Raw genomic sequence first — 23167 nt, 5'->3', positions numbered from 1 at the left:
GTGACGATGCGCAGCGAACGGCAATCAGACATGCAGACCCCCTTCGGCGTCCCGGTGGAGGGCACGGTAATCAATGACGTGGCCATGGTCCAGCAGGCCTTTGGTGTCAGCCTCTCCTACCAGGATATTGCCGCCAGGGAGCGGCTCGCCGCCTTGTGCGCACGCTTCCCCCTGCTGGCGGAGGTGGCGGTGAAAGGGCCCGAGGGGACTGGCGAGGGGAGGTCTGCATGAAGGTGATCGCCCTGCAGGGGATCCGGGGAGGTGTGGGGACCACCGCCATCGTGGCGGGGCTTGCCCAGGCTGCCCATGAGCAGGGGGCAAGGGTGCTGGCGGTGGATCTCTGCCCGGACAACCAGCTTGGCATCCACCTTGGCCTGCCCCATGACGATCCAGGAGGCTGGAGTCGGCTGACCCAGCCGGCGCGGGAGTGGCGAGGTGCGCTTCACCGCCGGGAGGAGGGACTGGATCTGCTCTCCCATGGCGGGGGGGAGGGGGCGTCGGCCGAGTGGCTGGCGGGGATCGATGGCTATGATCTGGTGCTGCTGGATCTGCCCCGGGGCATGGCCCCCGTCATCCCCTGCAGGCGCTTGCTGGTGGTCAATGCGGATGCCAACTGCCATGTGCGGCTTCACCGCCACTCCTGGGCGGACGATGAGCGTCTGCTGGTGACCCAGTTCTCCAGCCAGCGGGCCCTGCAGCAGGGGTTGCTGGATCTCTGGCTGGCAGGGGGGCTCCCTCTGCTCAATCTTCATCTGCACAGGGACGAAGCCATGGCGGAGGCCATGGCCGCCAAGCTGCCGGTCGGCCGCTATGCGCCCACCAGTCTGGTTGCCCACGAGCTGGCCGCCCTGGCGACCTGGTGTCTGGCAGAGGGGGAGGCCCCCCGATGAGAGTGCGGCTGCTGACGCCGGCTGCGGGCCTCTGGTGCTCGCAGCGCTATCGCGCACTGCGTGAGCGGGGGGCTTCCCGCCCGGGGGCGGCCGCATTGACCCTGGGCTGGCTGCTGGCCTGGGCTCTCTTCCCCCTCGAGCGTCATGGCTGGCAATGGGTGCTGGGCCATGCCCGGGGGCTCTATCCCCAGCTGACGCACCCCCGGGTGGGGGATCCCCTGCGCGTTCTGTTGCAGAGCCTCTGGATGATAGTGCGTCGCCCACAGCCCATCCCCCTGCGCTGGCCTGCCTCCTGGCAGCGGATCTGGCACTGGGGCACACAGACTCTCGGCGCCTTCCTGGCCCGCCAGGAGGAGAAAGGGCTGGCCGCCGCCAGGGCCACGCCCCGCGAGGCACGCTGGAAGAGCGTGCTGCTCTGCGTGGTGGCCGGGAGCCTCTCCCTGCTCTGCGTCACCCAGCCGTTCACCCTGCAGGCGCAGCTGGTGTTCGTCCTCCTGCTGGCGGCCATGGCCTTCATCCTGCGCGCCGTGCCGGGCCGTTATCCCATGCTGATGATGATGGTGCTCTCCCTCACCATCTCCTGCCGCTACATCTGGTGGCGCTACACCTCGACCCTCGACTGGTTCGATCCCGTCAGCCTGGCCTGTGGCCTGCTGCTGCTGGCCGCCGAGACCTATGCCTGGCTGGTGCTGCTGCTCGGCTACTGGCAGACCGCATGGCCCCTGCACCGCCCCCCGGCACAACTGCCGGCGGATCCGGCCCAGTGGCCCAGCGTGGATCTGATGATCCCCACCTACAACGAGGATCTCGCCATCGTGAAGGGGACTGTCTACGCCGCCATAGGGCTCGACTGGCCCGCCGACAAGCTGACCATCTGGCTGCTTGACGACGGGGGGCGGGCGGCGTTTCGCGATTTCGCCGAGGAGGCGGGGATCCGCTATGTGGCCCGGTCGACCCATGAGCACGCCAAGGCGGGCAACATCAATCACGCCCTCAAGATGGCCACCGGGGATCTGGTCGCCATCTTCGACTGTGACCACCTGCCGACCCGCTCCTTCCTGCAGATGACGGTGGGCTGGTTCTACCGGGATCCCCGTCTGGGCGTGGTCCAGACCCCCCACCACTTCTTCTCCGCCGATCCGTTCGAACACAACCTGCAACGGTTTCGCAAGATGCCGAACGAGGGGGCTCTCTTCTACGGCCTGGTGCAGGATGGCAACGACATGTGGGACGCCAGCTTCTTCTGCGGCTCTTGCGCCGTCATCAAGCGCACTGCCCTTGACGAGATCGGTGGCATCGCGGTGGAGACGGTCACCGAGGATGCCCACACCTCCCTGCGGCTGCACCGCCTCGGCTACACCTCGGCCTATATCCGGATCCCGCTGGCGGCGGGACTGGCCACCGAAAGCCTCTCTGCCCACATCGGTCAGCGCATCCGGTGGGCGCGCGGCATGGTGCAGATCCTGCGTCTGGACAACCCCCTCTTCGGCAAGGGGCTCAAGCTGGGGCAGCGGCTGTGCTACTTCAATGCCATGCTGCACTTCCTCTCGGGCATACCGAGGCTCATCTTCCTGACGGCGCCGCTCGCCTTCCTGATCCTGCACGCCTACATCATCTATGCCCCGGCGGCGGCCATCGCCCTCTACATGTTGCCTCACATCTTCCACAGCGCCCTGACCAACTCCCGGTTGCAGGGCAAGGTGCGCCACTCCTTCTGGGGCGAGGTCTATGAGACGGTGCTGGCCTGGTACATTGCCAGGCCGACCACGGTGGCGCTCTTTGCACCCCACAAGGGGACGTTCAACGTGACCGCCAAGGGGGGGATGACGGAGGAGGTGTTCCTCGATCTGTCGGTCTCCCGCCCCTATCTGCTGCTGATCCTGCTCAATCTGTGCGGGCTGGGGTTCGGCCTCTGGCGCATCGGCACCGGCCCTGCCGACGAGGTGCCGACCCTGATCCTCAGCATGATCTGGACCCTCTACAACATGACCATACTGGGCGGCGCCCTGGCGGTGGCCTTCGAGTCGCGGCAGGTCCGTGCCAACCCCAGGGTGGAGATGGTGATGCCGGCGGCTATCAGGCTGGCGAACGGTCACCTCTACCCCTGTACCGTCAGGGATTACTCCAACGGGGGGGTCGGGGTGCTGCTCGAGGCGCCCCTGCCCCTGGCCGACAAGGAGAGGGTCTGGTTGCTGCTGCGCCATGACCAGCGGGAGCAGGCGTTCGCCGCCAAGGTGCAGCGGGTGTTCGGCTGCAAGCTGGGGCTGGAGCTGGAGCCCATGGCGCAGGCGCAGCATGTCGAGTTCATCCAGTGCACCTTCGCCCGGGCCGATACCTGGTCCCTGTGGCAGCAGCGTCTGGGCAAGGATCGCCCCCTCCACAGCCTGCTCGACATTACCCTGCTCGGCTGGGGGGCTTACTGGCGTCTGGCCCGTACCTCACCCATCGGCTTTGTTTGTATCCTCCTCGAGAAGCTGGCTCGCTGGCTCCTCTCCTTCGTTCCCCGTCGCGTCTCCCCAGATTTCCGGGCCGGGACTCCGACCTCACAGACAGTGAAAGGATGATGAAACCACAACGCTACCTTATTCCTCTCCTGCTGATGGCTCAGGGTGCGACCGCCGCCGAGGCCGTCGGCCCCCTGCCGCCCGTTCCCGCTCCGGTGCGCACCCAGGGGATGAGCTTCGAACAGATGGCATCATCGCCAGGCACCCTCTCCCTGCGCGGCAATGCGCCAGACGGACTGGCCGACTTCACCGTACGGCGGGACGAGGTGGTGACCCGGGCCACCCTGGACCTGAACTTCACGCCATCGCCCTCCCTGCTGCCGCTCATCTCCCAGGTCAAGGTCTATCTCAATGACGAGCTGATGGGGGTGACGGCCCTCAACCAGGATCAGATGGGGACGATGACCCATGCCAGCATCGAGCTGGATCCCCGCTATGCCAAGGATTTCAACCGCCTCAAGGTGAGCTTCGTCGGCCACTATCGGAAAGTGTGCGAGAACCCGGCGAGCGATACCCTCTGGCTCAACGTCAACCGGGACAGCAAGCTGACCCTGCAGTTGCAGACCCTGCCGGTGCGCAACGAGCTCTCCTTCTTCCCCATGCCGTTCCTCGACGTGCGGGACAATGGCAAGCTGACTCTGCCCATGGTGTTCACGGGCTCAGTGCCCCCGGAGCAGCAGCAGGCGGCGGCGGTGCTGGCCTCCTGGTTCGGCACCAAGGCCCAGTGGCGGGGCCAGCATTTCCCTGTGCTCATCAACCAGTTGCCGGATCGCAACGCAGTGATCTTTGCCACCAATGACGCGCGCCCCGATTTCCTGGTGGACTATCCCGAGGTGAAGGGGCCCACCATCGACATGATCAGCTCCCCCGACAACCCCTATGTGAAGCTGCTGCTGATCCTGGGGCGGGATCAGCAGGATCTGCTGACGGCGGTGCAGGGGCTGGCGCGAGGCGATGTCATGCTGCGTGGCCAGAGCGTCATGGTGGACGAGGTGAAGCCGCTCTCCCCGCGTCAACCCTACGACGCCCCGAACTGGGTGCGACTGGATCGCAAGATGCGCTTTGACGAGCTCACGGAGTACCCGGGCCAGTTGCAGGCAACGGGGCGCACGCTGTGGCCCATGAGCATGACGCTGCGCCTGCCGCCGGATCTCTATCTACTGGGGGAGAACGGCATCAGGACGGAGCTGAAGTATCACCACACCTCGCCCACCCTGCGCGACGGTTCCCGGCTGGATGTGGCGGTCAACGGCCAGCTCATGAAGTCGTTCACGCTCGAGCCCGGCGAGGTCAAGAGTGAGCGGTTGCTGACCCTGCCGCTCTGGTTTGCCGACGACGGCGACACCATGGCGCTGCGCATGCCCGGGCTCAAGACCACCCAGGCCAACAGCCTGAGCTTCTCGTTCGAGTATGCCCAGCAATACATGGGAGGGACGGAGGATGGCCGTTGCGACCTGGTGATGCCGCCTGCCCATCAGGTGCGCATCGACGAGGGCTCCACCATCGACTTCACCGGCTATCGCCACTTCATCGAGATGCCCGACCTCAAGGCGTTCGCCTATGCCGGCTTCCCGTTCAGCAGGATGGCGGATCTCGCCGACACCCAGATTGTCATGCCGGCCAGACCCCATCCCGGGCAGATCACCACCTTGCTCGATGCCGTCGGTGCCATCGGGGCCGAGACCGGGTATCCGGCGCTCTCCCTGCAGGTTCTGGACGACTGGGAGCGGGCGCGCACCGCGGATCGGGATACCCTGCTCATTGGCACCCTGCCGGAGGAGTTTCGAGGGGATCTGGCTCCCGACGCCCTGCTGCAATCCACGCGCAGCTGGGTCAACGAGCCAACCCGCCAGCACAAGGGGGATCTGCTGCACACCATGGCCGATCGCCAGCCCCAGGCCCGGGTGGGCATGACGGGCAACCGGGCCATCGCCGTCATCCTGGGGCTGCAATCGCCGACCCATGATCAGCGCAGCCTGGTGGCCTTGCTGGCGGATGGACCGGCGGGGGTCACATTGCTCAATGAGGCTCTGCAGACCCGTACCCTGCGCGATCAGGTGGCGGGCTCGGTGGCCATCATCCGGGAATCCGGGGTGAAGAGCCTGGTGGTGGGGGATCGCTACGAGGTGGGCTACCTGCCGTGGTGGGAGCGTCTCTGGCAACTGTTTGCCCGTTATCCGGTGCGTCTTGCCGGGCTGACCCTGCTCTGCATGCTGGTACTGGGCTGGGGCCTGCGGGTGTTGCTTGCCAGTGCCAGCCGCCGCCGTCTGAAGGAAGATTAAGATATGACTCAGATGAAAAATGTCTGTGGTGCCCTGCTCCTCTGGGCCCTTTGTTCCCTCCCGGCGCAGGCCGTCTGCCACTGGCCGGAGTGGGATCACTTTCGCCAGCACTACATCAGCGAAGAGGGCAGGGTCATCGACCCTGCCGACGGGCGCCGCATCACCACCTCGGAAGGCCAGAGCTATGCCCTCTTCTTCGCTCTGGTCAACGATGACAGGGAGACCTTTGCCCGCCTGCTCGACTGGACGGAGCGGCAGCTCGCCCGCGGGGATCTGACCGGCTTCCTGCCATCCTGGCTCTGGGGCAGGCAGCAGGACGGCAACTGGGGCGTGCTGGACGCGAACAGCGCGTCCGATTCGGATCTCTGGATAGCCTACAGCCTGCTGGAGGCAGGTCGCCTGTGGGACAACCACAGCTACTCTGCCCTCGGCACCCTGTTGCTGCGCCGCATCGCCCGGGAAGAGGTCGCCACGCTGCCGGGTCTCGGCCCCGTGTTGCTGCCCGGGGCGAAAGGCTATGAGGGGGAGGGACGCTGGACCCTCAACCCCAGTTATCTGCCCCCACAACTGCTGGCCAGATTCGCTTCCTTCAAGGGGCCCTGGGGCGAGATGCGGGCCCTCTTGCCCAAATTGTTGCAGGAGAGTGCGCCCCGTGGCTTTGCCCCGGACTGGGTGGACTGGCAGGCCGACAAGGGATGGCAGGTGACGGCGGACAAGGGCGACACCGGTGGCTATGACGCCATCCGCGTCTATCTCTGGCTCGGCATGCTGAGCGAGGAGGATCCCGCCAGGGCTTCCCTGGTGGCCCACTTTGCCCCCATGCTGGCGCAGCTGACCGAATCGGGTCATCTGCCCGAGCGGGTCTCCAGCCAAAGTGGTCAGGTTCAGGGCAAGGGGCCGAGCGGCTTTGCCGCCGCCCTCCTGCCCCTGTCACGGGGCTTGCCGGCGCAGGTCACCTTGCGCAAGCAGGTCTCCGATCACGGGCTGGATGCGGATGCCTACTACGGCAGCGTGCTGACCCTGTTCGGCGCAGGCTGGGATCAGGGGCGTTATCGCTTTGCCGCCGACGGTACCCTGCAGCCGGATTGGAGCGAGTCATGTCAGGCAGAGTAACTCTGGGGTGCCTGCTCGCCTGCCTGATGAGCGGAGCCCTGGCGCAAGGGACGGTACAGCCGGTGGCCTGGTTGCTGGAGCAGGTCAGGATTGGCGAGGCCCGTGGGCGGGAAGATCTCGTCAGCAACAGCCTCTATTCCCTCTCCCTGGTGGAGCCCGATCATCCGGAGCTGCTGGCAGCCCAGGCCCGTCAGGCCCTGCGCCAGGGCAAGGTCAAGGAGGCCGGGGCACTGCTGGCCCGCCTTGGCAAGCAAGACCCCGACTCTGCGCTCTATCGTCAGGGCATGGCCAACCTGGCCCTGAACGAACCGGCCAGGCGCCAGCAACTGCAACAAGCCAGGCTGCTGACCAGCGCCGGCCGGCTGGAGGAGGCCGAGCGTCTCTATCGCTCCCTGTTCTCCGGTGATTTGCCCCCCAATCTCGACGTGGCGGTGGATTATGCCCTGTTGCAGACACGGATCCCGGCCATGAAGGCGAAGGGGCTGGCGGCCCTGGAGGCACTCAACCGGCAATATCCGGGTGAGCCCAGAGTGCGGGGCGGGCTGGCTCGCCTCTATCTGGCGGAGGGTCGGCGCCAGGGGGCACAGAACCTGTTGCGCGAGATGGCGCGAGACCCCTATCAGCGGGACGAGGCCGCCGAGATCTGGCTCGCGGACATCGAATCCCTGCCCATCGGTCCCGGGAGCATCGCTGCCTTGCAGGAGTACATGGTGCTCTTTGGCGAAGGGGATACCACCAAGGCGGAACAGCTGCTCGCGGCCCAGGAGGAGAAGTGGGCCTCGCCCGCCTATCGTGCACGCCAGTCGGCGCTCGCAAGCACGGCGGGAGGTGGTGCCTCCATCTCCCGCTTGCAGCGTGCCCTGGCTGCCAACCCGGGGGATCCCGAACTCATGGGGGCCCTCGGGCAGGCCTACTCCCGCAACGATCAGCGAGCGCTGGCCATCGCCCAGTTTGAACGGGTGCTGGCACACCCCGAGGTGACCGACAAGGACAAATGGCGCAGCCTGCTGGCCACCAACCGCTACTGGCTGCTGGTGAGCCAGGGGCGCAGCGCCCTGGAACGGGAGCAGTGGGATGAGGCGGCGACCCTGTATCGCCGTGCCATCGCCCAGGATGGGCGTGAACCCGAAGCCTGGCTGGGGCTCGGAGACAGCGAGCGTGGCCGTCATCGCGATGCCGACGCGGAGTCCGCCTACCGCAAGGCGCTCGCCATGGGGAGCGCGCGGGAGCGGGCACTGGCCCGCCTGTTCGATCTCTACAAGGAGCAGGATCCGGCACGTGCCCTGGCCCTGCTGGAGCAGCAGGGCACCCCCGGGATGCAAGCCGAAGGGCGGCGGCTCAAGGCCGGGCTGTTGCAGGAGGAGGCCGATCAGCTCGATCGGGCCGGCAAGGTGGCGGCGGCGCTGCGCCTTCGCGAGCAGGCACTCGCGCTGACCCCGGAAGAGGTGTGGCTGGCCTATCGAGTGGCCGATACCCGGGCCCGCCTCGGGGAAGCCGGTAGCGGGGAGCGGCTCTTGCGGGAACGGCTGGCGGCGCGACCCCAGGACGCCACCCTGCGCTACGCCACCGCCCTCTATCTCTCGGGGCAGGACAAGACGGTGGAGGCGAGAGGGGTGCTGGCCGCCATCCCTAGGTCCGGCTGGACACAGGACATGGATGCGCTGGATCGGCGCCTCGCCCGCGGCGAGGTGCTCGCCAGGGCGAGGGCGCGTCACGAGGCCGGGGATGATGAGGGGGCCGAACGCCTGCTTCAGCCGCTGCAGCCGGATGAAGAGGTAAGCCTGATGCTGGCGGAGTGGTCCACGGATCGGGGGGCCTATGCACTGGCGGAGCAGCGCTATCAGGAGGTGCTTGCCCGCACGCCGCAACAGCCCGAGGCCAGGCTTGGCATGGCCGAACTGGCCCAGGCCAGGGGCGATCTGGCAAAGGCCCGTCACTGGCTGCCCGCCTGGCCGGTCAGCCCGCTGCCCCCGGAGGGGGCCAACTACTACCGCCGGGTAGCCAATCTCTATCAGGCGCTGGGAGAGGGCGAGACAGCCCGCGCCATCTTCACCGACTACGAACCCCTGGTGGCGATGCAACCGGCCTCCCAGCAGACGGCGCTGTTCTGGCGCGATGCCGCCCGTCAGCGCGTTGCCGAGCATGATGTGGAAGGGGCTCTGGTGCGGGATCGCAAGGGGCTGGTGGCCGCAGGTCTGGCCCCCCGCGAGGATCTGGAGGGGGGCGAGCTGACCCGGCTGGCCCGCAGTCAGGATGGGGAGGGGTGGCTGGCATCCGGCCTGCGCAGCGATCTCGACAGGCACTACCGGCAGAGCCAGACCACCTTCTCCCTCGACAGCGATTACTGGGGCTCCAGCGGTACCGGGGGCTACTCGGATCTGCGGGCGCTGACCCAGATGGCGCAACTGGATACGCCGCTGGCCGGTGGTACCGCTTTCGGCCGCCTTGAACTGGTCGACATGGATGCCGGAGATCTGCCGGACTCCCCTTACCGGGCGCAGTTCGGTACCTGTGCGGCCAGGGACTGCCGCGGGGACGCGCACCAGCAGAGCCGGGGGACCACCCTGGCGGCAGGCTGGCAGCGGGGGGCCTGGGCGTTCGATCTGGGGACCACGCCCCTCGGTTTCGAGGTGGTGGACTGGGTCGGTGGCGCCACCTTGACCGGTGACTGGCACACGCTGGGGTGGGGGATGACCCTCTCGCGTCGGCCCGTCAGCAGCTCGCTGCTCTCCTATGGGGGAACGGTGGATCCGGGCACGGGCATCAGCTGGGGCGGGGTGCGGGCGAACGGGATCCGCCTCGATCTCAGCCGGGATCTGGGAGGGGCCGTCGGGTTCTGGGGCAGCGCCCAGCAGCACCTGCTGACCGGCAAGAACGTGCCCGACAACTGGCGCACCCGGCTCATGGGAGGGGGCTATTACAAGTTCGTCAACGAGACCCATCGCCGTGCCAGCGTGGGGCTCAGCACCATGCTGTGGCACTACCAGCAGGATCTGGGGGGCTATACCCTGGGGCAGGGGGGTTATTACAGCCCGCAAGGGTACTTCTCGCTCTCGGTGCCGGTCAGCTACCGGCAGCGTACCTCGGACTGGTCATGGGAGCTGGGGGGATCGGGATCCTGGTCCTACGCCCGAACCGACGACAGCCGTCGCTACCCGCTGGAAGGCCTGCTGCCCGCCGGTTTGCCAGACAGAAATGCGCCTGTGAAAGGGGGCAGCAGCAGTGGATTCGGCTACACCCTGAATGGCGTGGTGGAACACAGGCTGACGGAACACTGGCGCATCGGTGGCCGGGTGGACATCCAGCAGGCGGATGACTATGCCCCCAGCCATGTCACCCTGTTCCTGCGCTACACCTTCAAGCCCTGGCAAGGGGATCTCGACATGCCGCCAAGGCCTCTCACCCCCTACGCGGACTTCGACTGACAGAGGCGCCCGTCATCACCGGGCGCCCTTATTTCAGATAGGAACGCAGTACCCTCACCACCTGATCCAGATCGTCCAGCCGCTCGGCATGGGTCGCCTCCTCGGCGCCAAGATGCTCGCGCATGTGCCCCTCCAGCACCTCCAGCATCAGGCCGTTGACGGCGCCGCGGATGGCGGCGATCTGCTGCAGGATGGCGGCGCAGTCTGTTTCCTGTTCCAGGGCGATCTCCAGGGCACCGGTCTGCCCCTTGATGCGCCTGACCCGTGCCAGCAGCTTCTTCTTGTCGTGAACCGTGTGTGACATGCAGGATCCTCTCGATCAATAAAACTATACTGGGGTATAGTATATAGCATCCTCGTTTTCAGGAGAAATCCATGCCATCCCTCGCCTCATCCCACTGCCATCACCCCGTCGTCCACGAAGGGAATCCCCTGGCCGAACAGAAGACCCGCTGGGCCGTGCTGCTCACCGTCGTCATGATGGTGGCGGAGATCGGTGGCGGCTGGTTCTACAACTCCATGGCGCTGCTGGCCGACGGCTGGCACATGAGCTCCCATGCCCTGGCCCTCGGCCTCTCGGTGCTGGCCTATCGCGCGGCCCGCCACTTTGCGCGGGATCACAGGTTCAGCTTCGGTACCTGGAAGATAGAGGTGCTGGGGGGCTTCAGCAGCGCCCTGCTGCTGGTGGGGGTGGCGGGGTTGATGCTGTTCGAGTCGGTGGCCAGGTTGCTGGACCCCAGCCCCATCCATTATCAGCAGGCGATCGGCATTGCCCTGCTGGGCCTGCTGGTGAATCTGGCCTGTGCCTGGCTGCTCAGGGACGATCACGGCCATCACCATGGTCACGACCACCATCACGGTCATCACGACCACTCGCACGATCACCACCACGGCCATCAGGATCTCAACCTGCGGGCCGCCTACCTCCACGTGCTGGCGGACGCGGCCACCTCGGTGCTGGCGATTGTGGCGCTGGTGGGAGGCATGTTGTGGGGGGCGGACTGGCTGGATCCCCTGATGGGCATCGCCGGGGCCGTGCTGGTGGCGGTGTGGGCCAGGGGGCTGCTGCGTGATACCGGGCGCGTCTTGCTGGATGCGGAGATGGATGCGCCCCTGGTGGACGAGATCCGCGAGGTGATTGCCGAGCTGCCTGGCGCCGAGATCCGCGATCTGCACGTCTGGCGGGTGGGGCAGATGCAGTATGCCGCCGCGATGTCGTTGCAGATGGCGACCCCGGTCCCGGCACAGGCGATCCGCGAGCGCCTCGCCATCCACGAGGAGCTGGTGCACCTGACCATCGAAGTGTCTGCCGACTGACGCCCCTGGCGGGGGTCAGCGGGGAGGCTCGCTCCCCTGATCTTGCCAGAGGGAGCCCAGCATCAGCCTCAGCAGCAGTCCCGGCGGGTCGTCGAGCAGGCGGCCCGGCTCCAGCAGCAGGTGGCCGTCGGCACGAAAGCCCAGGCTGGCGTGGACCTTGCCTTCCTCGCCACACACCTGGAGGAGGCCGTTCAGGGAACCCCCCTCGCCGGGTTGACAGCGCAGCCGCAGCTCCCGTGGTTCCCCCAGCAGGGTGAAGGCGCGGGCGAGGGGCGGGCTCTCTTCATAATCCGGCCAGTTGAAGAAGTGATAGCGTTCGGCGAGCACGCCGGCCTGCTGGCAGAACTGATCGAACAACTGGGCAATGCCCTGATACTCCTGGTCCAGCCGCCTGGCCTGCTCCTCAATCCGTTTCATCACCAAGCCCCCTCTATCCATTTGATTGGACATTGATTTCGTCACTCGCTCCCCTCTTCCCGCTGGTATGGGCCGAAAGCGGTGCCAGGTCTGTGAGCGCGATCGAGTTTTCGTTATGAAAACGTTATCTTGTTGATGCGGATTGGTTTTTTTTGCCCATCCGCTCACATTTACGGCAATTCCCGCTGATTAATATGACACCGCTCGGCAATGACCGGGTACTCGGATATCGAGACTAACTACAGCGGGAATTATAAAAAAATGGATATGAAAAAGACCAAAGTGGCGCTGGTAACAGCCTCACTGCTCGCGCTTTTGTCAGGCTGTAACGACAACAGTTCTTCTGCTCCTGCCCCTCAGGATGAGCCCGTCGCTCGTCTTCCCAACGTCCAGCCCCCGGCCGAACTGCTGACGGCCGGCCCCGACGAAGCGGTCATCGCCCTGGTGGATACCCAGACCAGCGCGGCGCGCGGTGTCACCGGCCCGTTCGCCAGCCACAGCCTGCACCTGTGGAACAACGACGCCTGCAACTCGACCTCGGAGGGCGGCCTCAACACCGGTTGGGATGACAAGAGCAAGACGCCGTCCGCGGCGGACAGTTTTGGTCCGGCCTGGGTCGTGCCGCTCTCCAAGATGGAAGGCTGCATCAACTTCATCGCCCGCAACGGCGATCTCGCGAACCTGACCGGCAGCGACATGAAGGTGGTCTTCAGTGATCACCCGGATCGCACCGTGGCCATCGTCGCCGGCAAGAACGAGATCTTCGGCAGCCGGGCGGAAGCCTTCACCGCCGCCTTCGGCGTGGCGGGGGCCAGTGCCCATCTCATCGACGACAACACCCTGATTTGGCAAGGGGGCAAGGACAAGCCCTATGTGCGCCTCTACTACACAGAGTCAGGCACCATCACGGCAAACAGCGAGGGTGTATTCGATTTCCCCTACCTCAAGCTGAGCCCGACCAGCCTGACCGAAGAGCAGCAGGCCAAATACCCGCACCTCAAGGATGCCGCCGCCTTCGCCCTGCCTGCGGGGAAAGATCTCAAGCCCCTGCTCAAGGGTGAGCTGGTCGCCATCGGGACCGATGCGGACGGCATCCTGCAGGGGGCGACCCTGGTGCAGAGTGCCGGTGCCCTCGATGCCCTTTACAGCGAGGCGGCCACCAAGCTGGCCTACGGCGCCGTGGTGGAGGGGGGCAATGTCACCTTCCGGCTCTGGGCACCGACCGCCAAGTCGGTCAAGCTGGCGCTGTTCGACGAGCAGCACAAGTCGCTTGGCGAGCGCGCCATGACCCTGGACGAGGCCAGCGGCAGCTGGAGCGTGCAGGGGGGCAGCGATCTTGTCGGCAAATACTACCGCTACGATATCCAGGTCTATCACCCGGTCAGCCGCAAGCTGGAATCCTATCAGGTGACCGACCCCTACTCCCTGAGCCTGGCGATGAACTCCGAGTTCAGCCAGGTGGTGGATCTCGACGATCCGGCCCTCAAGCCGGAAGGCTGGGACAGCCTCAAGGCGCCCCACAGCCAGAAGAACCCCGCCGACATCACCATCTATGAGGCCCACGTCCGGGATCTGACCGGCAACGACGAGTCGACGCCGGTGGATCACCGCGGCAAGTTCCTCGGGCTGACCGACAGCGACAGCGTGCCCGTCACCCACCTGAAATCCCTGGCCAAGAGCGGCGTCAGCCACCTGCATCTGCTGCCGGTGTTCGACATCGCCACCGTCAACGAGGATCCGGCCAAGGTGGCCAACATCGGTGATGACTTCAGCAAGCTGTGCGAGGTCAATCCCGAGGTCAAGAACTCCAGGTTTGCCAGCCACTGTGGTGGCGGCGAGACCATCGAAGCCGTGCTCGGTGATCTGCAAGCCAGCGACAGCAAGGAAAACCCCGTGGTGCAGGAGCTGTACGGCTATCTGCGCGGGGTGGACTCCTTCAACTGGGGCTATGACCCCTACCACTACACCACCCCGGAAGGCTCCTACGCCACCAATGCGGAGGGGACGACCCGGATCAAGGAGTTCCGCGAGATGGTGCAGGCCATCAAGCAGAACATCGGCATGAACGTGGTGATGGACGTGGTCTACAACCACACCAACGAAGCGGGTCTCGGTTCCAAATCCGTGCTCGACAAGATTGTGCCCTGGTACTACCAGCGCCTCAATCCGGAGACCGGTTCGGTGGAAAACTCCACCTGCTGCTCCAACACGGCGCCGGAACACGCCATGTTCGCCAAGCTGATGGATGACTCCCTGGTCACCTGGGCACGGGACTACAAGATCGATGCCTTCCGCTTCGACCTCATGGGCCATCACCCGAAAGATCAGATGGTGCAGGCCCTGGCCGAGGTGAAGAAGGTCAATCCGGACATGTACTTCTACGGCGAGGGGTGGAACTTCGGCGAGGTACAGGATGACAAGCGGTTCGTGCAGGCGACCCAGAAGCATCTGGCCGGTACCGGCATCGGCTCCTTCTCCGACCGGCTGCGTGACGCGGTGCGCGGCGGCAGCCCGTTCGACGGCGGCGAAGCCATTCGCAAGACCCAGGGCTTTGGCAACGGCGCCCTGGTGGATGCCAACGAGCTGGACGGCGTCGATCTCGCCACCGCCCTGCATCAGTCCGATCTGGTGCGCCTCGGCATGGCGGGCAACCTCAAGGAGTTCGTGCTGACCGACAAGGACGGCATTCCGAAGAAAGGCTCCGACATCGACTACAACGGTCAACCGGCGGGCTATGCCCAGGATCCGACCGAAATCCAGAACTATGTCGACAAGCACGACAACCAGACCCTGTTCGACAACCTGGCGTACAAGGCACCCGCCGGGGCCGACCTGGTGCGGATGCAGGGGGTCTCTCTGGCGACTGCCATGCTGGGTCAGGGCATTCCCTTCACCCACGCGGGTGTCGAACTGCTGCGTTCCAAGTCCATGGAGCGGGACAGCTACGACTCCGGTGACTGGTACAACCGGGTTGACTACGGCTTAAGTGACAATAATTTTGACAAAGGGCTGCCGCGCAAGGACAAGGACGAGGCCAACTACGAGCTGATCGAGCAGGTGCTTGGCCAGCACGCCAAGCCGGGTTCGGCCGAGATGCATCAGATGGTGAACTTCTACCAGGAGCTCTCCGAACTGCGTCAATCCTCTCGTCTGCTGCGTCTTGGCAGCGGCGCCGAGGTGATCAAGCGGGTCGACTTCCGCAACACCGGCCCTGAGCAGATCCCGGGTCTCATCGTGATGAGCGTGGATGACGGGGTGGGCGCCGGTGCGGATCTGGATCCGGCCATCGACGGCCTGGTAGTGATGATCAACGCCACCAATCAGCCCCAGAGCATCGGTGATTTCCGTGACGGCAAGGATCAGCCCATCGATCTGACCGGCATGGTCCTGAGCGGTGCCCACCGTGACTCCGACAGCATCGCCAGCGGTGCGGCCAATGACAGCGGTCAGCTGACCCTTGGCGCCTGGTCGGCGGCGGTGTTCGTCAAGCCGCAGAGCGGTGCCCAGGGCGCGGGGCTGCCGGTGAGCAAGAAGACGGATCTGAGCACCTTGCCTCCCTTCGGTGACACCGAGGTGTTCGTGCGCGGTTTCCTGAATCAGTGGGATCCGGTCAACAAGATGAACTTCAGTGGCAACTTCACCTATGAGTTCACCACCGAGGTGACGGCGGATCAGCTGGGGTCGACCCAGGTGAAGATCGCTGGCAACGAGTGGAGCGGCCCCGTCAATTACGGCAAGTGCAGCGATACCGACCAGCTTGCGACCGGCCAGGTCAATACGCTCTGTGCCAATGGCGGGGATCTGCCGTTCAACGTGGAGAAGGCTGGCACCTACAAGTTTGTCTTCACCGCCATGAACAAGGACAAGCCCACCCTGAGCGTCAGCTACACCGAACCGGCGCAGAGCTGCAAGGTGCTGGATACCGTCGCGGGCAATCCGCTCGGCTTCCCGCTCTATGTGCGCGGCAGTCTGAGCGACTGGAACGCCCAGCCGGCCTACCAGCTGAGCTACAAGGGGATGGAAGGCAACCTCGCCATCTATCAGGCCGCCTTCAACTACGCGGGCAGCTTTGACTTCAAGTTTGCCAACGACGATGGCAACTGGAGCAAGCAGTTCTTCGTGAAGGATGCCGGTGGCACCCTGATCGCACTGGAGCCCGAGCAGGTTTACCCGCTCCAGCACGGCGACGGTGGCATGGGCAACAACAGCATCACGCTGGAACAGGGTCTGTGGAGCTTCCTGGTGAAGGTTGACCCGACCCAGACTTCCGGCGAGGTGGGCAGCGTCATCATCCAGGAGTGCAGCGCCAAGTAAGTCTTTCCCATCGAGCCCGGGGCTGGCTCGGCAGCCCCGGGTTGAATTCCGCCTTGCCAAGGGCGGGATAACACCGAGAGAGTAAGCAAAGCGCGACTGCCGACCGGCAGCCGCGCTTTTTCTTTGCTCGTGGGCGAGGCAATAAAAAAGCCGCCCCATTGGAGCGGCTGTTGGTTGTACCGTTAACGGCCGGCCTAGCGTTTTCGCAGCAGGCGCAGGGCGTTGGCGGTGACCAGGGCGGTGGCGCCGGTGTCGGCCAGCACCGCAATCCACAGGCCGGTGATGCCGAGCAGGCTGGTGACCAGGAAGATGGCCTTGAGCCCCAGCGCCAGCGCGATGTTCTGGTGGATGTTGGCCAGCGCCGCGCGGGAGAGCCGGATCATGGCGGCGACCCCGCCGAGCTGGTTGTGGGTCAGCGCCGCATCGGCGGTTTCCAGCGCCACGTCGGTGCCGCCTCCCATGGCGATGCCGATGCTCGCCCGCTTCATGGCCGGGGCGTCGTTGATGCCGTCGCCGATCATCGCGACCTTTTGCGTCAGACCGAGCTTGGCGATCTCATCGACCTTGCCCTCCGGCAGCAGGCCGGCGCGCCAGCCCATGCCGAGCTCGGTGGCGATCGCCTCGGCGGCGCGGGGGTTGTCCCCGGTCAGCATGATGCTCTTGAGACCAAGCTGGTTGAGCTCTTGCAGCGCCGCAGCCGCCTCCGGCCGGATCTGGTCGCGCAGGGCCAGCAGGGCGGCCGGGGCGGCGTCAGGCTGACCGAGCACCACCACTGTCTTGCCTTGCTGCTCCAGGGTGGCGACCCGGGCCTGTATCGCGGCATCCAGGGTGGCGACCCGGCTCGGTGCCAGCAGCTGCCAGAGGGTGCCGTCGATGCGACCTTCCACGCCCATGCCGGGCAGGGCGCGCAGCGCCTGGGCCGCGGCGAGGCTGAGGCCCCGTTCGCTGGCCGCGGTCACCACGGCGCGGGCCAGCGGGTGGTGGGAGCCCTGCTCGATGGCTGCCGCCAGCGCCAGCAGTTCGGCCTCCGGCTGGCCATTGAGGCTCACCAGTTCGGTCAGCTGCGGCTTGCCCAGGGTCAGGGTGCCGGTCTTGTCAAAGGCCAGGGTATCGATGTGGGCCAACCGCTCCAGCGCTGCGCCCCCCTTGATGAGGGCTCCCTGCCGGGTGGCTGCCGCCAGCGCCGAGGTGACCGCCGCCGGGGTGGAGATGACCAGGGCGCAGGGGCAACCGATCAGCAGCAGCGCCAGCCCGCGATAGACCCACTCGTCCCAGCTCTGGCCGAAGGCGAGCGGCGGTACCAGCACCACCAGCAGGGCGACCAGCATCATGGCCGGGGTATACCAGCGGCTGAAGCGGTCGATGAAGCGCTCGATGGGGGCGCGCTGGGTCTCGGCCTCTTCGATGAGATGCAGGATACGGTCGATGGCGTTGTTGCCGGGCTCGGACACCACCTCGAGGCGCAGCACCCGATCCGCCGCCAGGCTGCCAGCGGGGACCTTGTCACCCCGGCGGCGCTCCACCGGGATGGATTCGCCGGTCAGGGCGCTCTCGTCAAAGGCGCCGAGGGGGTCGAGCAGGCGGGCATCGGCGGCCAGGCGGGCGCCTGGGGCGATTTCGATGATGTCACCGGGGCGCAGCTCATCGGCGCCGACCTCTTCGCGCACCTCGCCCTCGGCAGTGGTGCGGATGCGCAGCGCCTTGTCGGGCACCAGCGCCATCAGGGCGGTGACCCCGGCGCGGGCGCGGCCGGCGGCGTAGGCCTCCAGATGTTCACCCAGCATGAACAGCAGCAGCACCATGGCCGCTTCGGCGGTTTCGCCGAGGAACAGGGCCCCCACGGCGGCGACCGTCATCAGGGTCTCGATGGCGAAGGGGGAGCCGCTTCTGGTCAGTGCCCACGCCTTGCGGGCGACGGGCCACAGCCCCCAGAGGGTGGCCAGGGTAAAGAGCGGCTGACCGATCTGGGCCGGCAACAGGGCCGCCATCCCCATCAAGCCGGCGAGCGACAGGGGCTGCCAGTATTTGCCGAGCAGGTTACTGACCCTCTGCATCTGCGGGCTGCGGCCCGGTTCGCTGCGAGCCGTGTTCTGAGCGCCTCCTTTGAGCTGGAAGCCGGCGGCCAGCACGGCGGCGGTAACGGGGTCGGGGGAGAGGCCGGGGGCCAGATCCACCACCAGCTTCTCGGTGGCAAACAGCACCCGAGCCTGCTGTACGCCCTCCACCCGGCTGACGGCGGTCTCTATCTTGCGGGCACAGCTGGGACAATCCATGCCCAGCACCTGCCAGCTATGGCGGCGGCTGTTTTGCTCGGGGGTAGCCAGCGGCGGCTCGGTCGCGGCGGTCGTGTGGGCGTGCCCCTGCTCATGATGATCGTGGTCGTGGGCTGTGTCGGTGGCGCAAGCGCCTCTGGGGGGCTCTTCATCACCCGGGCCGTCTGCGCCACTTTGCCCCTGATGATCGTGGCGGGTCGGGTTGGCGACACCACTGGCCTGTGCCCCGTTGTCGCAGCAGTGGCTGGTGTGGCTGTGCCCGGCCTCTGGGGTGGCGGCCTTGCTGACGGCCTTGATGGGGGCGGCGGCGTGTTGATGGCTGCAGCAGGATTTGCTCATGATGCGTTCCTCTTGAGGGATCCCGCCCCTGCGGGATCCTGGATGACTGAGCCGAGTGTAAACCTTGGTGTAAAGTCCAAGGTCAAGTCCTCTTCTTCTCTTTGTCCGGGGCCATGACAGTGGCCGCTGATCTGCCCCTGGAGCAGGGGGATGCAAAGGGATGCCAAATCCCTTTCATTAGCGGGTGTTTGTCATCCCGTGGCGGGCCTATACTGGGGACCCTGGATCCCACATCAATCATCAAGGACCTAACATGAGCAATACCGTCACCCTGCAAGGCAACCCCGTCTCCGTCTCCGGCCACTTCCCCGTAGCCGGTGAGCAGGCCAAGCCCTTCTCCCTGGTTGCTGGCGATCTGTCCGATGCGACCCTGGCGACCTTCGCCGGCAAGCGCAAGATCCTGAACATCTTCCCGAGCGTCGACACCCCGACCTGCGCCACTTCCGTGCGCAAGTTCAACGAGCAGGCAAGCGCCCTGAACAACACCGTCGTGCTGTGCATCTCTGCCGACCTGCCGTTCGCCCAGGCCCGTTTCTGCGGCGCCGAGGGTCTGGACAAGGTGGTGAACCTCTCCACCCTGCGCGGTGTCTCCTTCCTGCAGGACTACGGCGTGGCCTTCTCCTCCGGCCCGCTGGTGGGTCTGGCTGCCCGTGCCATCGTGGTACTGGATGAGCACGACAAGGTGCTGCACAGCGAGCTGGTGGCCGAAGTCGCCGACGAGCCGAACTACGCCGCCGCCCTGGCCGTTCTGTAAGTCGCGCCACAGGCTGATTGCCTGACGGCCTGCCCCGTTCACACGGGGCAGGCCGTTTTTATTGCGCTCCCGAACCTTTTACTTATGGGGTGGGTCTGGCTAGACTTCGCCTCCACATCCTCGTTCAGCCTGTATCTGCGATCCCCATGACGTTTGACGAACTCGCCCTTGCCCCCGCCCTGTTGCCCCTGCTGCCCGCAGCGCTGGAAAAACCGACCCCCATTCAGCAGCTAGCCATTCCTGCTGCCTTGTCAGGACGGGATCTGCTTGCCCTGGCCAGGACCGGCAGTGGCAAGACCCTGGCATTCGGCCTGCCGTTGCTGCAGAGGCTGGACGCAGCCAGTGATCGGGTACAGGGATTGGTACTGGTCCCCACCCGGGAGTTGGCAAGCCAGGTGAGCGCCGCCCTGCAGGAGATTGCCGACGGGTTGGGGGTGCGCCTTCTGACCCTGTGTGGCGGGGTGGCCCAGGAGTGGCAGGAGCGGGAACTGGCTCTCGGCCCCCAACTGCTGGTGGCGACCCCCGGACGGTTGCGGGACTTGCTGGCCCAGCAGACGCTGGGGCTGGGTGCCCTGCGCATGCTGGTGCTGGATGAAGCGGATCGCCTGCTGGAGATGGGGTTCTGGCCCGATATCCAGTGGCTGATGAAGGCAATGCCGGAGGCGCGGCAGCAGATGCTCTTCTCCGCCACCTTGCCGGTCGAGCTGGAGAGCCTGGCCTCGGGCCTGCTGCAGGATCCGGTGCGCATCGAGGCCGAGCCGCTCAACAGCCTGGTGAACGACATCGAGGAGCGGCTCTATCTGGTCAACAGGAGCAGCAAGGTGCCTGCGCTGATCGCCCTGCTGGAGGCCGGAGAGTGGCCCCAGGTGCTGGTCTTCATCAGTGCCAGGGACGACGCGGACGGGGTGGCCAAGAAACTCGCCAGGGCTGGCATGACGGTGGCAGCCCTGCACGGAAACAAGGATCAGGCTGCGCGGGAGCAGGCGCTGGCGGATTTCAAGGAGGGCAGGGTGCGGGTGCTGGTGGCCACGGACCTGATGGCGCGCGGCATCCACGTGGAGGCATTGCCCGTGGTGATCAATCTGGATCTGCCGGAGCATGCGCCCGTCTACGTGCATCGTATCGGTCGTACCGCCCGTGCCGGACAGAGCGGTCTGGCCATCTCCCTTACCTGTCACGGGGATGGGGAGGCGCTCGAGGGGATTCGGGCCCTGACCGGTCGCCCCCTGCCCCTGGCGGCGCTGGCAGGTTTCCCGGTGACCGACAAACCCGCCAGCGGGGAGAGCAAACGGGCGCCAAGAGACAAGCAGGCGAACCGTCGCACCCAGGGCAAGCGCAGCATCAAGCAGTTCAAGGGCAAATCCTGAGACGGACTTCTTGCCCCCGGCGGGAGCCTGTCGTCGTGAAGGAGAGGAGAGATCGGCAGCGCGCCCGGGGGCGCGCCAAACTACACGGCAAGGGGATCAGTCGTGGAACTGGTTGATCAGGCGGGAGAGGTTTTGCAGCCGCTCCACCAGCAGGGTGATGCCATCGAGGGCTTGACGGCTGTTGTCCGCGGTGTGGCTCGCCAGTTGGTGGATCTGGTGGATCCCCTGATCCAGGGTGCTGGTGACATCCGCCTGCTGGCTCACCGCCTGGGCTATCTCGTCGCTGGTGTGGGTCACCCGGGCCAGCATCCGGTTGATCTGGTCGAGCACCTCGGCGGTGGCCCCCATGTGCTGCTGACAGAGCACTGATGTCTGGGCCCCCTGCTCCATGCCATCGGACAGTTGCCGGGTGCTCTGTTGCAGCGCCCCTATCATGTCGCTTATCTCGCCGGTGGAACTGCGGGTCTTCTGGGCCAGGGCCCGTATCTCGTCGGCCACCACCGCAAAGCCGCGCCCCTGTTCACCGGCCCGTGCCGCCTCGATGGCCGCATTGAGGGAGAGCAGGTTGGTCTGATCCGCAATCTGCCCGATCACCTCCAGAATGCCGTTGATCTTCTGGCTGTCCTGGGTCAGGCGCGCCAGCACGCCCTGGCTGGCGTCCAGCTCCTGATGAAGCCTGTCGACCGAATCCCGGGTGGTGGCCAGCGCCTGCTGGCCACTGGCGGACACCTGCTGGACCTCGCCCACCAGCGCATTGGCCTGGTGGGCATTGTCAGCCACATCGCGGATGGACTGGCTCATCTGGGTGATGGCCGCCGCCAGTTGCTCGCTCTGGGCCCGCTGCTGTTGCAGGTGAGTGTCTATGGTCTGGATATGCCCCCTGTCATCTTCCGCCGCCTGCAGGATCTGCTGGTTGGTGTCCGCGCTGCGACCTACCACGGCGCGCAGCTCCGCCTTCTTCATGCGCAGCAGCAGTTCAAGGGCGGCCAGGCTGTCCTGACGCCTGGCATAGAGTACCTGGCAAAGGGCGCTGCCCTGCTCCTCGCCCGCCATGGCCAGCAGCCTGGCCAGCCGCCGTTGCAGATGCCAGCCATGCCCCATCTGGGCCAGCAAGCAGAGCAGGGTGATGACGCCCCACCCCGGCTGGCCGGTGACCAGACTGGCCCCCATGCCGAGCAGGGCGGTGCCAGAGAGCAGTAGACACAGCTGCCCCGGCTCCAGAGTCAGCCGGGTCAGCCAGGGCAGTGCCTTGCCGTCACGGATCCGGGCATAGAGCTGCTCTGCCCAGGCGATGTCGTGATCCTGGGGACGGGTGCGGACAGACTGGTATTCGATGATCTGCTGCTGATCGTTGAGAATCGGCGTGACGTAGGCGTTGACCCAGTAGAACTGACCACTCTTGGCGCGGTTCTTTACCAGCCCCATCCAGCTCTTTCCTTGTTGCAGGCGGCGCCACATGTCGGCGAACGCGGCCTTGGGCATGTCGGGGTGGCGGACCAGATTGTGGGGCTCCCCTTCCATTTCGGTCGCGCTGTAGCCCGCCACATCGCAAAAGTGCTGGTTGGCATAAGTGATGTGACTGGCGGGATCCGTGGTCGAGATCAGTGATATGTGATCGGGGAAACGGATCTCCCCTTCGTGCCGGGTTGTGGTCATGTGCGCATCCTGAATGAGCCAAGTAACTGATAAAATTATTTTTTATTTTTGTGATTGTTACGGCGTCATTGTAGATGTGGACTGTTACACCACCTTGGCTTGGGTCAATAAATCAACACGGGAAAGGCTGAAAAAAGTCGTAGATGGCGGCTCAGCCGCGGGGAGTGAAGTCGTGGATCTCCCCCGTCCTCGGCTTGAAGCGGGGGTCATTGTCTTCTGTGCTGGCGACCCAGGCCATGGTCTGGCAGAAACTCTCCTGCTTGGCGAAGGCATCCCGGGCCTGATCGATGGCTCGTTCGGCATTGCGCCGCTCCATCTTGCTGGCCTTGCGGTCGCTGAACTGCTTCTGCTGGCTCAACATCCATTCGAGGAAGGCCTGGCGGCATTCGGTTTCATCGGCGGCCTTGGCGGGAAGGGCAACAAACAGGGCAATCAGGAGCAGAGCACGCATGGCAGGATCGGATCACGGGGTTGATGAATGAAAAGAGGCGGCATTTTATGCCGGGAACTTGAACA

General features: G+C 65.7%; 15 protein-coding genes. 10 read left to right on the top strand and 5 right to left on the bottom strand.

Going from position 1 to position 23167, the window contains the following annotated elements; translation table 11 throughout:
* The first annotated feature begins 6 nt into the window (after positions 1-6).
* Genes bcsR through bcsC form a run of 6 tightly spaced genes read left to right on the top strand, consistent with a single transcriptional unit; the run spans position 7 to position 10214 of the window.
* Positions 7-231, top strand: coding sequence for a cellulose biosynthesis protein BcsR (bcsR, locus tag AB5Y64_RS18690; protein ID WP_010672842.1), 225 nt, complete (start codon positions 7-9; stop codon positions 229-231).
* On the top strand, positions 228-890 hold the full coding sequence (gene bcsQ, locus AB5Y64_RS18685; RefSeq protein ID WP_113069629.1) for a cellulose biosynthesis protein BcsQ: 663 nt from the start codon (positions 228-230) through the stop codon (positions 888-890). Before bcsR ends, bcsQ begins: the two co-directional genes overlap by 4 nt.
* Entirely contained in the window at positions 887-3454 is a 2568-nt protein-coding gene (gene bcsA, locus AB5Y64_RS18680) for a UDP-forming cellulose synthase catalytic subunit (RefSeq protein ID WP_319894443.1), read from the top strand. Before bcsQ ends, bcsA begins: the two co-directional genes overlap by 4 nt.
* Complete coding sequence (gene bcsB / locus AB5Y64_RS18675; protein WP_081844101.1) at positions 3451-5676, top strand: cellulose biosynthesis cyclic di-GMP-binding regulatory protein BcsB; 2226 nt, start codon at positions 3451-3453, stop codon at positions 5674-5676. The genes bcsA and bcsB overlap by 4 nt, the downstream gene beginning before the upstream one ends.
* Before the next feature lie 3 nt (positions 5677-5679).
* Positions 5680-6789 (top strand): cellulose synthase complex periplasmic endoglucanase BcsZ, encoded by a 1110-nt coding sequence (gene bcsZ, locus AB5Y64_RS18670; protein WP_043155839.1) that lies wholly within the window; start codon positions 5680-5682, stop codon positions 6787-6789.
* A complete protein-coding gene (gene bcsC / locus AB5Y64_RS18665; RefSeq protein WP_081844103.1) occupies positions 6774-10214 on the top strand; it encodes a cellulose synthase complex outer membrane protein BcsC in 3441 nt (1146 codons plus the stop codon). Before bcsZ ends, bcsC begins: the two co-directional genes overlap by 16 nt.
* 28 nt (positions 10215-10242) lie before the next feature.
* On the opposite strand, the gene AB5Y64_RS18660 is transcribed toward bcsC, so the two are convergent.
* Positions 10243-10518 carry a metal/formaldehyde-sensitive transcriptional repressor gene (locus AB5Y64_RS18660; protein WP_041210999.1) on the bottom strand — a complete coding sequence of 92 codons (276 nt, stop codon included), beginning with the start codon at positions 10516-10518 and terminating at the stop codon, positions 10243-10245.
* Positions 10519-10589: 71 nt separating this feature from the next.
* Here AB5Y64_RS18660 and dmeF point away from each other — a divergent pair, with 71 nt between their 5' ends.
* Positions 10590-11531 (top strand): CDF family Co(II)/Ni(II) efflux transporter DmeF, encoded by a 942-nt coding sequence (dmeF, locus tag AB5Y64_RS18655; RefSeq protein WP_043155840.1) that lies wholly within the window; start codon positions 10590-10592, stop codon positions 11529-11531.
* A 15-nt stretch (positions 11532-11546) separates the two neighbouring features.
* Here dmeF and AB5Y64_RS18650 read toward each other — a convergent pair whose 3' ends face one another.
* Positions 11547-11948, bottom strand: coding sequence for a hypothetical protein (locus AB5Y64_RS18650; protein ID WP_042014589.1), 402 nt, complete (start codon positions 11946-11948; stop codon positions 11547-11549).
* A 261-nt stretch (positions 11949-12209) separates the two neighbouring features.
* Here AB5Y64_RS18650 and pulA point away from each other — a divergent pair, with 261 nt between their 5' ends.
* Complete coding sequence (pulA, locus tag AB5Y64_RS18645) at positions 12210-16262, top strand: pullulanase-type alpha-1,6-glucosidase (protein ID WP_139699975.1); 4053 nt, start codon at positions 12210-12212, stop codon at positions 16260-16262.
* 194 nt (positions 16263-16456) lie between these two features.
* On the opposite strand, the gene AB5Y64_RS18640 is transcribed toward pulA, so the two are convergent.
* On the bottom strand, positions 16457-18874 hold the full coding sequence (locus AB5Y64_RS18640) for a zinc/cadmium/mercury/lead-transporting ATPase (RefSeq protein WP_368204327.1): 2418 nt from the start codon (positions 18872-18874) through the stop codon (positions 16457-16459).
* A 253-nt stretch (positions 18875-19127) separates the two neighbouring features.
* On the opposite strand from AB5Y64_RS18640, the gene tpx reads away from it, so the two are divergent.
* Both tpx and AB5Y64_RS18630 read left to right on the top strand, forming a co-directional pair.
* Positions 19128-19628: a thiol peroxidase gene (gene tpx, locus AB5Y64_RS18635; protein ID WP_010672853.1), complete on the top strand. Its 501-nt coding sequence runs from the start codon at positions 19128-19130 to the stop codon at positions 19626-19628.
* 146 nt (positions 19629-19774) lie between these two features.
* Positions 19775-20995: a DEAD/DEAH box helicase gene (locus AB5Y64_RS18630; protein ID WP_210539144.1), complete on the top strand. Its 1221-nt coding sequence runs from the start codon at positions 19775-19777 to the stop codon at positions 20993-20995.
* A gap of 96 nt (positions 20996-21091) precedes the next feature.
* Here the strand turns inward: AB5Y64_RS18630 and AB5Y64_RS18625 are convergent, their stop codons facing one another.
* Complete coding sequence (locus tag AB5Y64_RS18625; protein ID WP_042864414.1) at positions 21092-22651, bottom strand: PAS domain-containing methyl-accepting chemotaxis protein; 1560 nt, start codon at positions 22649-22651, stop codon at positions 21092-21094.
* A gap of 151 nt (positions 22652-22802) precedes the next feature.
* Entirely contained in the window at positions 22803-23102 is a 300-nt protein-coding gene (locus AB5Y64_RS18620; RefSeq protein ID WP_171865506.1) for a hypothetical protein, read from the bottom strand.
* Between the last annotated feature and the right edge of the window lie 65 nt (positions 23103-23167).

Source organism: Aeromonas sp. R5-1 (genome assembly GCF_040908265.1).
Taxonomy (GTDB): Bacteria; Pseudomonadota; Gammaproteobacteria; order Enterobacterales; family Aeromonadaceae; genus Aeromonas; species Aeromonas caviae.
The sequence above is the reverse complement of the archived record's forward strand: the minus strand, read 5'-3'. Positions and strand labels throughout refer to the sequence as shown.

What these genes read in the sequence shown, in the direction of transcription:
- bcsR (WP_010672842.1), top strand. Translation starts at nt 7, where the DNA reads ATGCGCAGCGAACGGCAATCAGACATGCAGACCCCCTTCGGCGTCCCG.
- bcsQ (WP_113069629.1), top strand. Translation starts at nt 228, where the DNA reads ATGAAGGTGATCGCCCTGCAGGGGATCCGGGGAGGTGTGGGGACCACC.
- bcsA (WP_319894443.1), top strand. Translation starts at nt 887, where the DNA reads ATGAGAGTGCGGCTGCTGACGCCGGCTGCGGGCCTCTGGTGCTCGCAG.
- bcsB (WP_081844101.1), top strand. Translation starts at nt 3,451, where the DNA reads ATGATGAAACCACAACGCTACCTTATTCCTCTCCTGCTGATGGCTCAG.
- bcsZ (WP_043155839.1), top strand. Translation starts at nt 5,680, where the DNA reads ATGACTCAGATGAAAAATGTCTGTGGTGCCCTGCTCCTCTGGGCCCTT.
- bcsC (WP_081844103.1), top strand. Translation starts at nt 6,774, where the DNA reads ATGTCAGGCAGAGTAACTCTGGGGTGCCTGCTCGCCTGCCTGATGAGC.
- AB5Y64_RS18660 (WP_041210999.1), bottom strand. Translation starts at nt 10,518, where the DNA reads ATGTCACACACGGTTCACGACAAGAAGAAGCTGCTGGCACGGGTCAGG.
- dmeF (WP_043155840.1), top strand. Translation starts at nt 10,590, where the DNA reads ATGCCATCCCTCGCCTCATCCCACTGCCATCACCCCGTCGTCCACGAA.
- AB5Y64_RS18650 (WP_042014589.1), bottom strand. Translation starts at nt 11,948, where the DNA reads ATGAAACGGATTGAGGAGCAGGCCAGGCGGCTGGACCAGGAGTATCAG.
- pulA (WP_139699975.1), top strand. Translation starts at nt 12,210, where the DNA reads ATGGATATGAAAAAGACCAAAGTGGCGCTGGTAACAGCCTCACTGCTC.
- AB5Y64_RS18640 (WP_368204327.1), bottom strand. Translation starts at nt 18,874, where the DNA reads ATGAGCAAATCCTGCTGCAGCCATCAACACGCCGCCGCCCCCATCAAG.
- tpx (WP_010672853.1), top strand. Translation starts at nt 19,128, where the DNA reads ATGAGCAATACCGTCACCCTGCAAGGCAACCCCGTCTCCGTCTCCGGC.
- AB5Y64_RS18630 (WP_210539144.1), top strand. Translation starts at nt 19,775, where the DNA reads ATGACGTTTGACGAACTCGCCCTTGCCCCCGCCCTGTTGCCCCTGCTG.
- AB5Y64_RS18625 (WP_042864414.1), bottom strand. Translation starts at nt 22,651, where the DNA reads ATGACCACAACCCGGCACGAAGGGGAGATCCGTTTCCCCGATCACATA.
- AB5Y64_RS18620 (WP_171865506.1), bottom strand. Translation starts at nt 23,102, where the DNA reads ATGCGTGCTCTGCTCCTGATTGCCCTGTTTGTTGCCCTTCCCGCCAAG.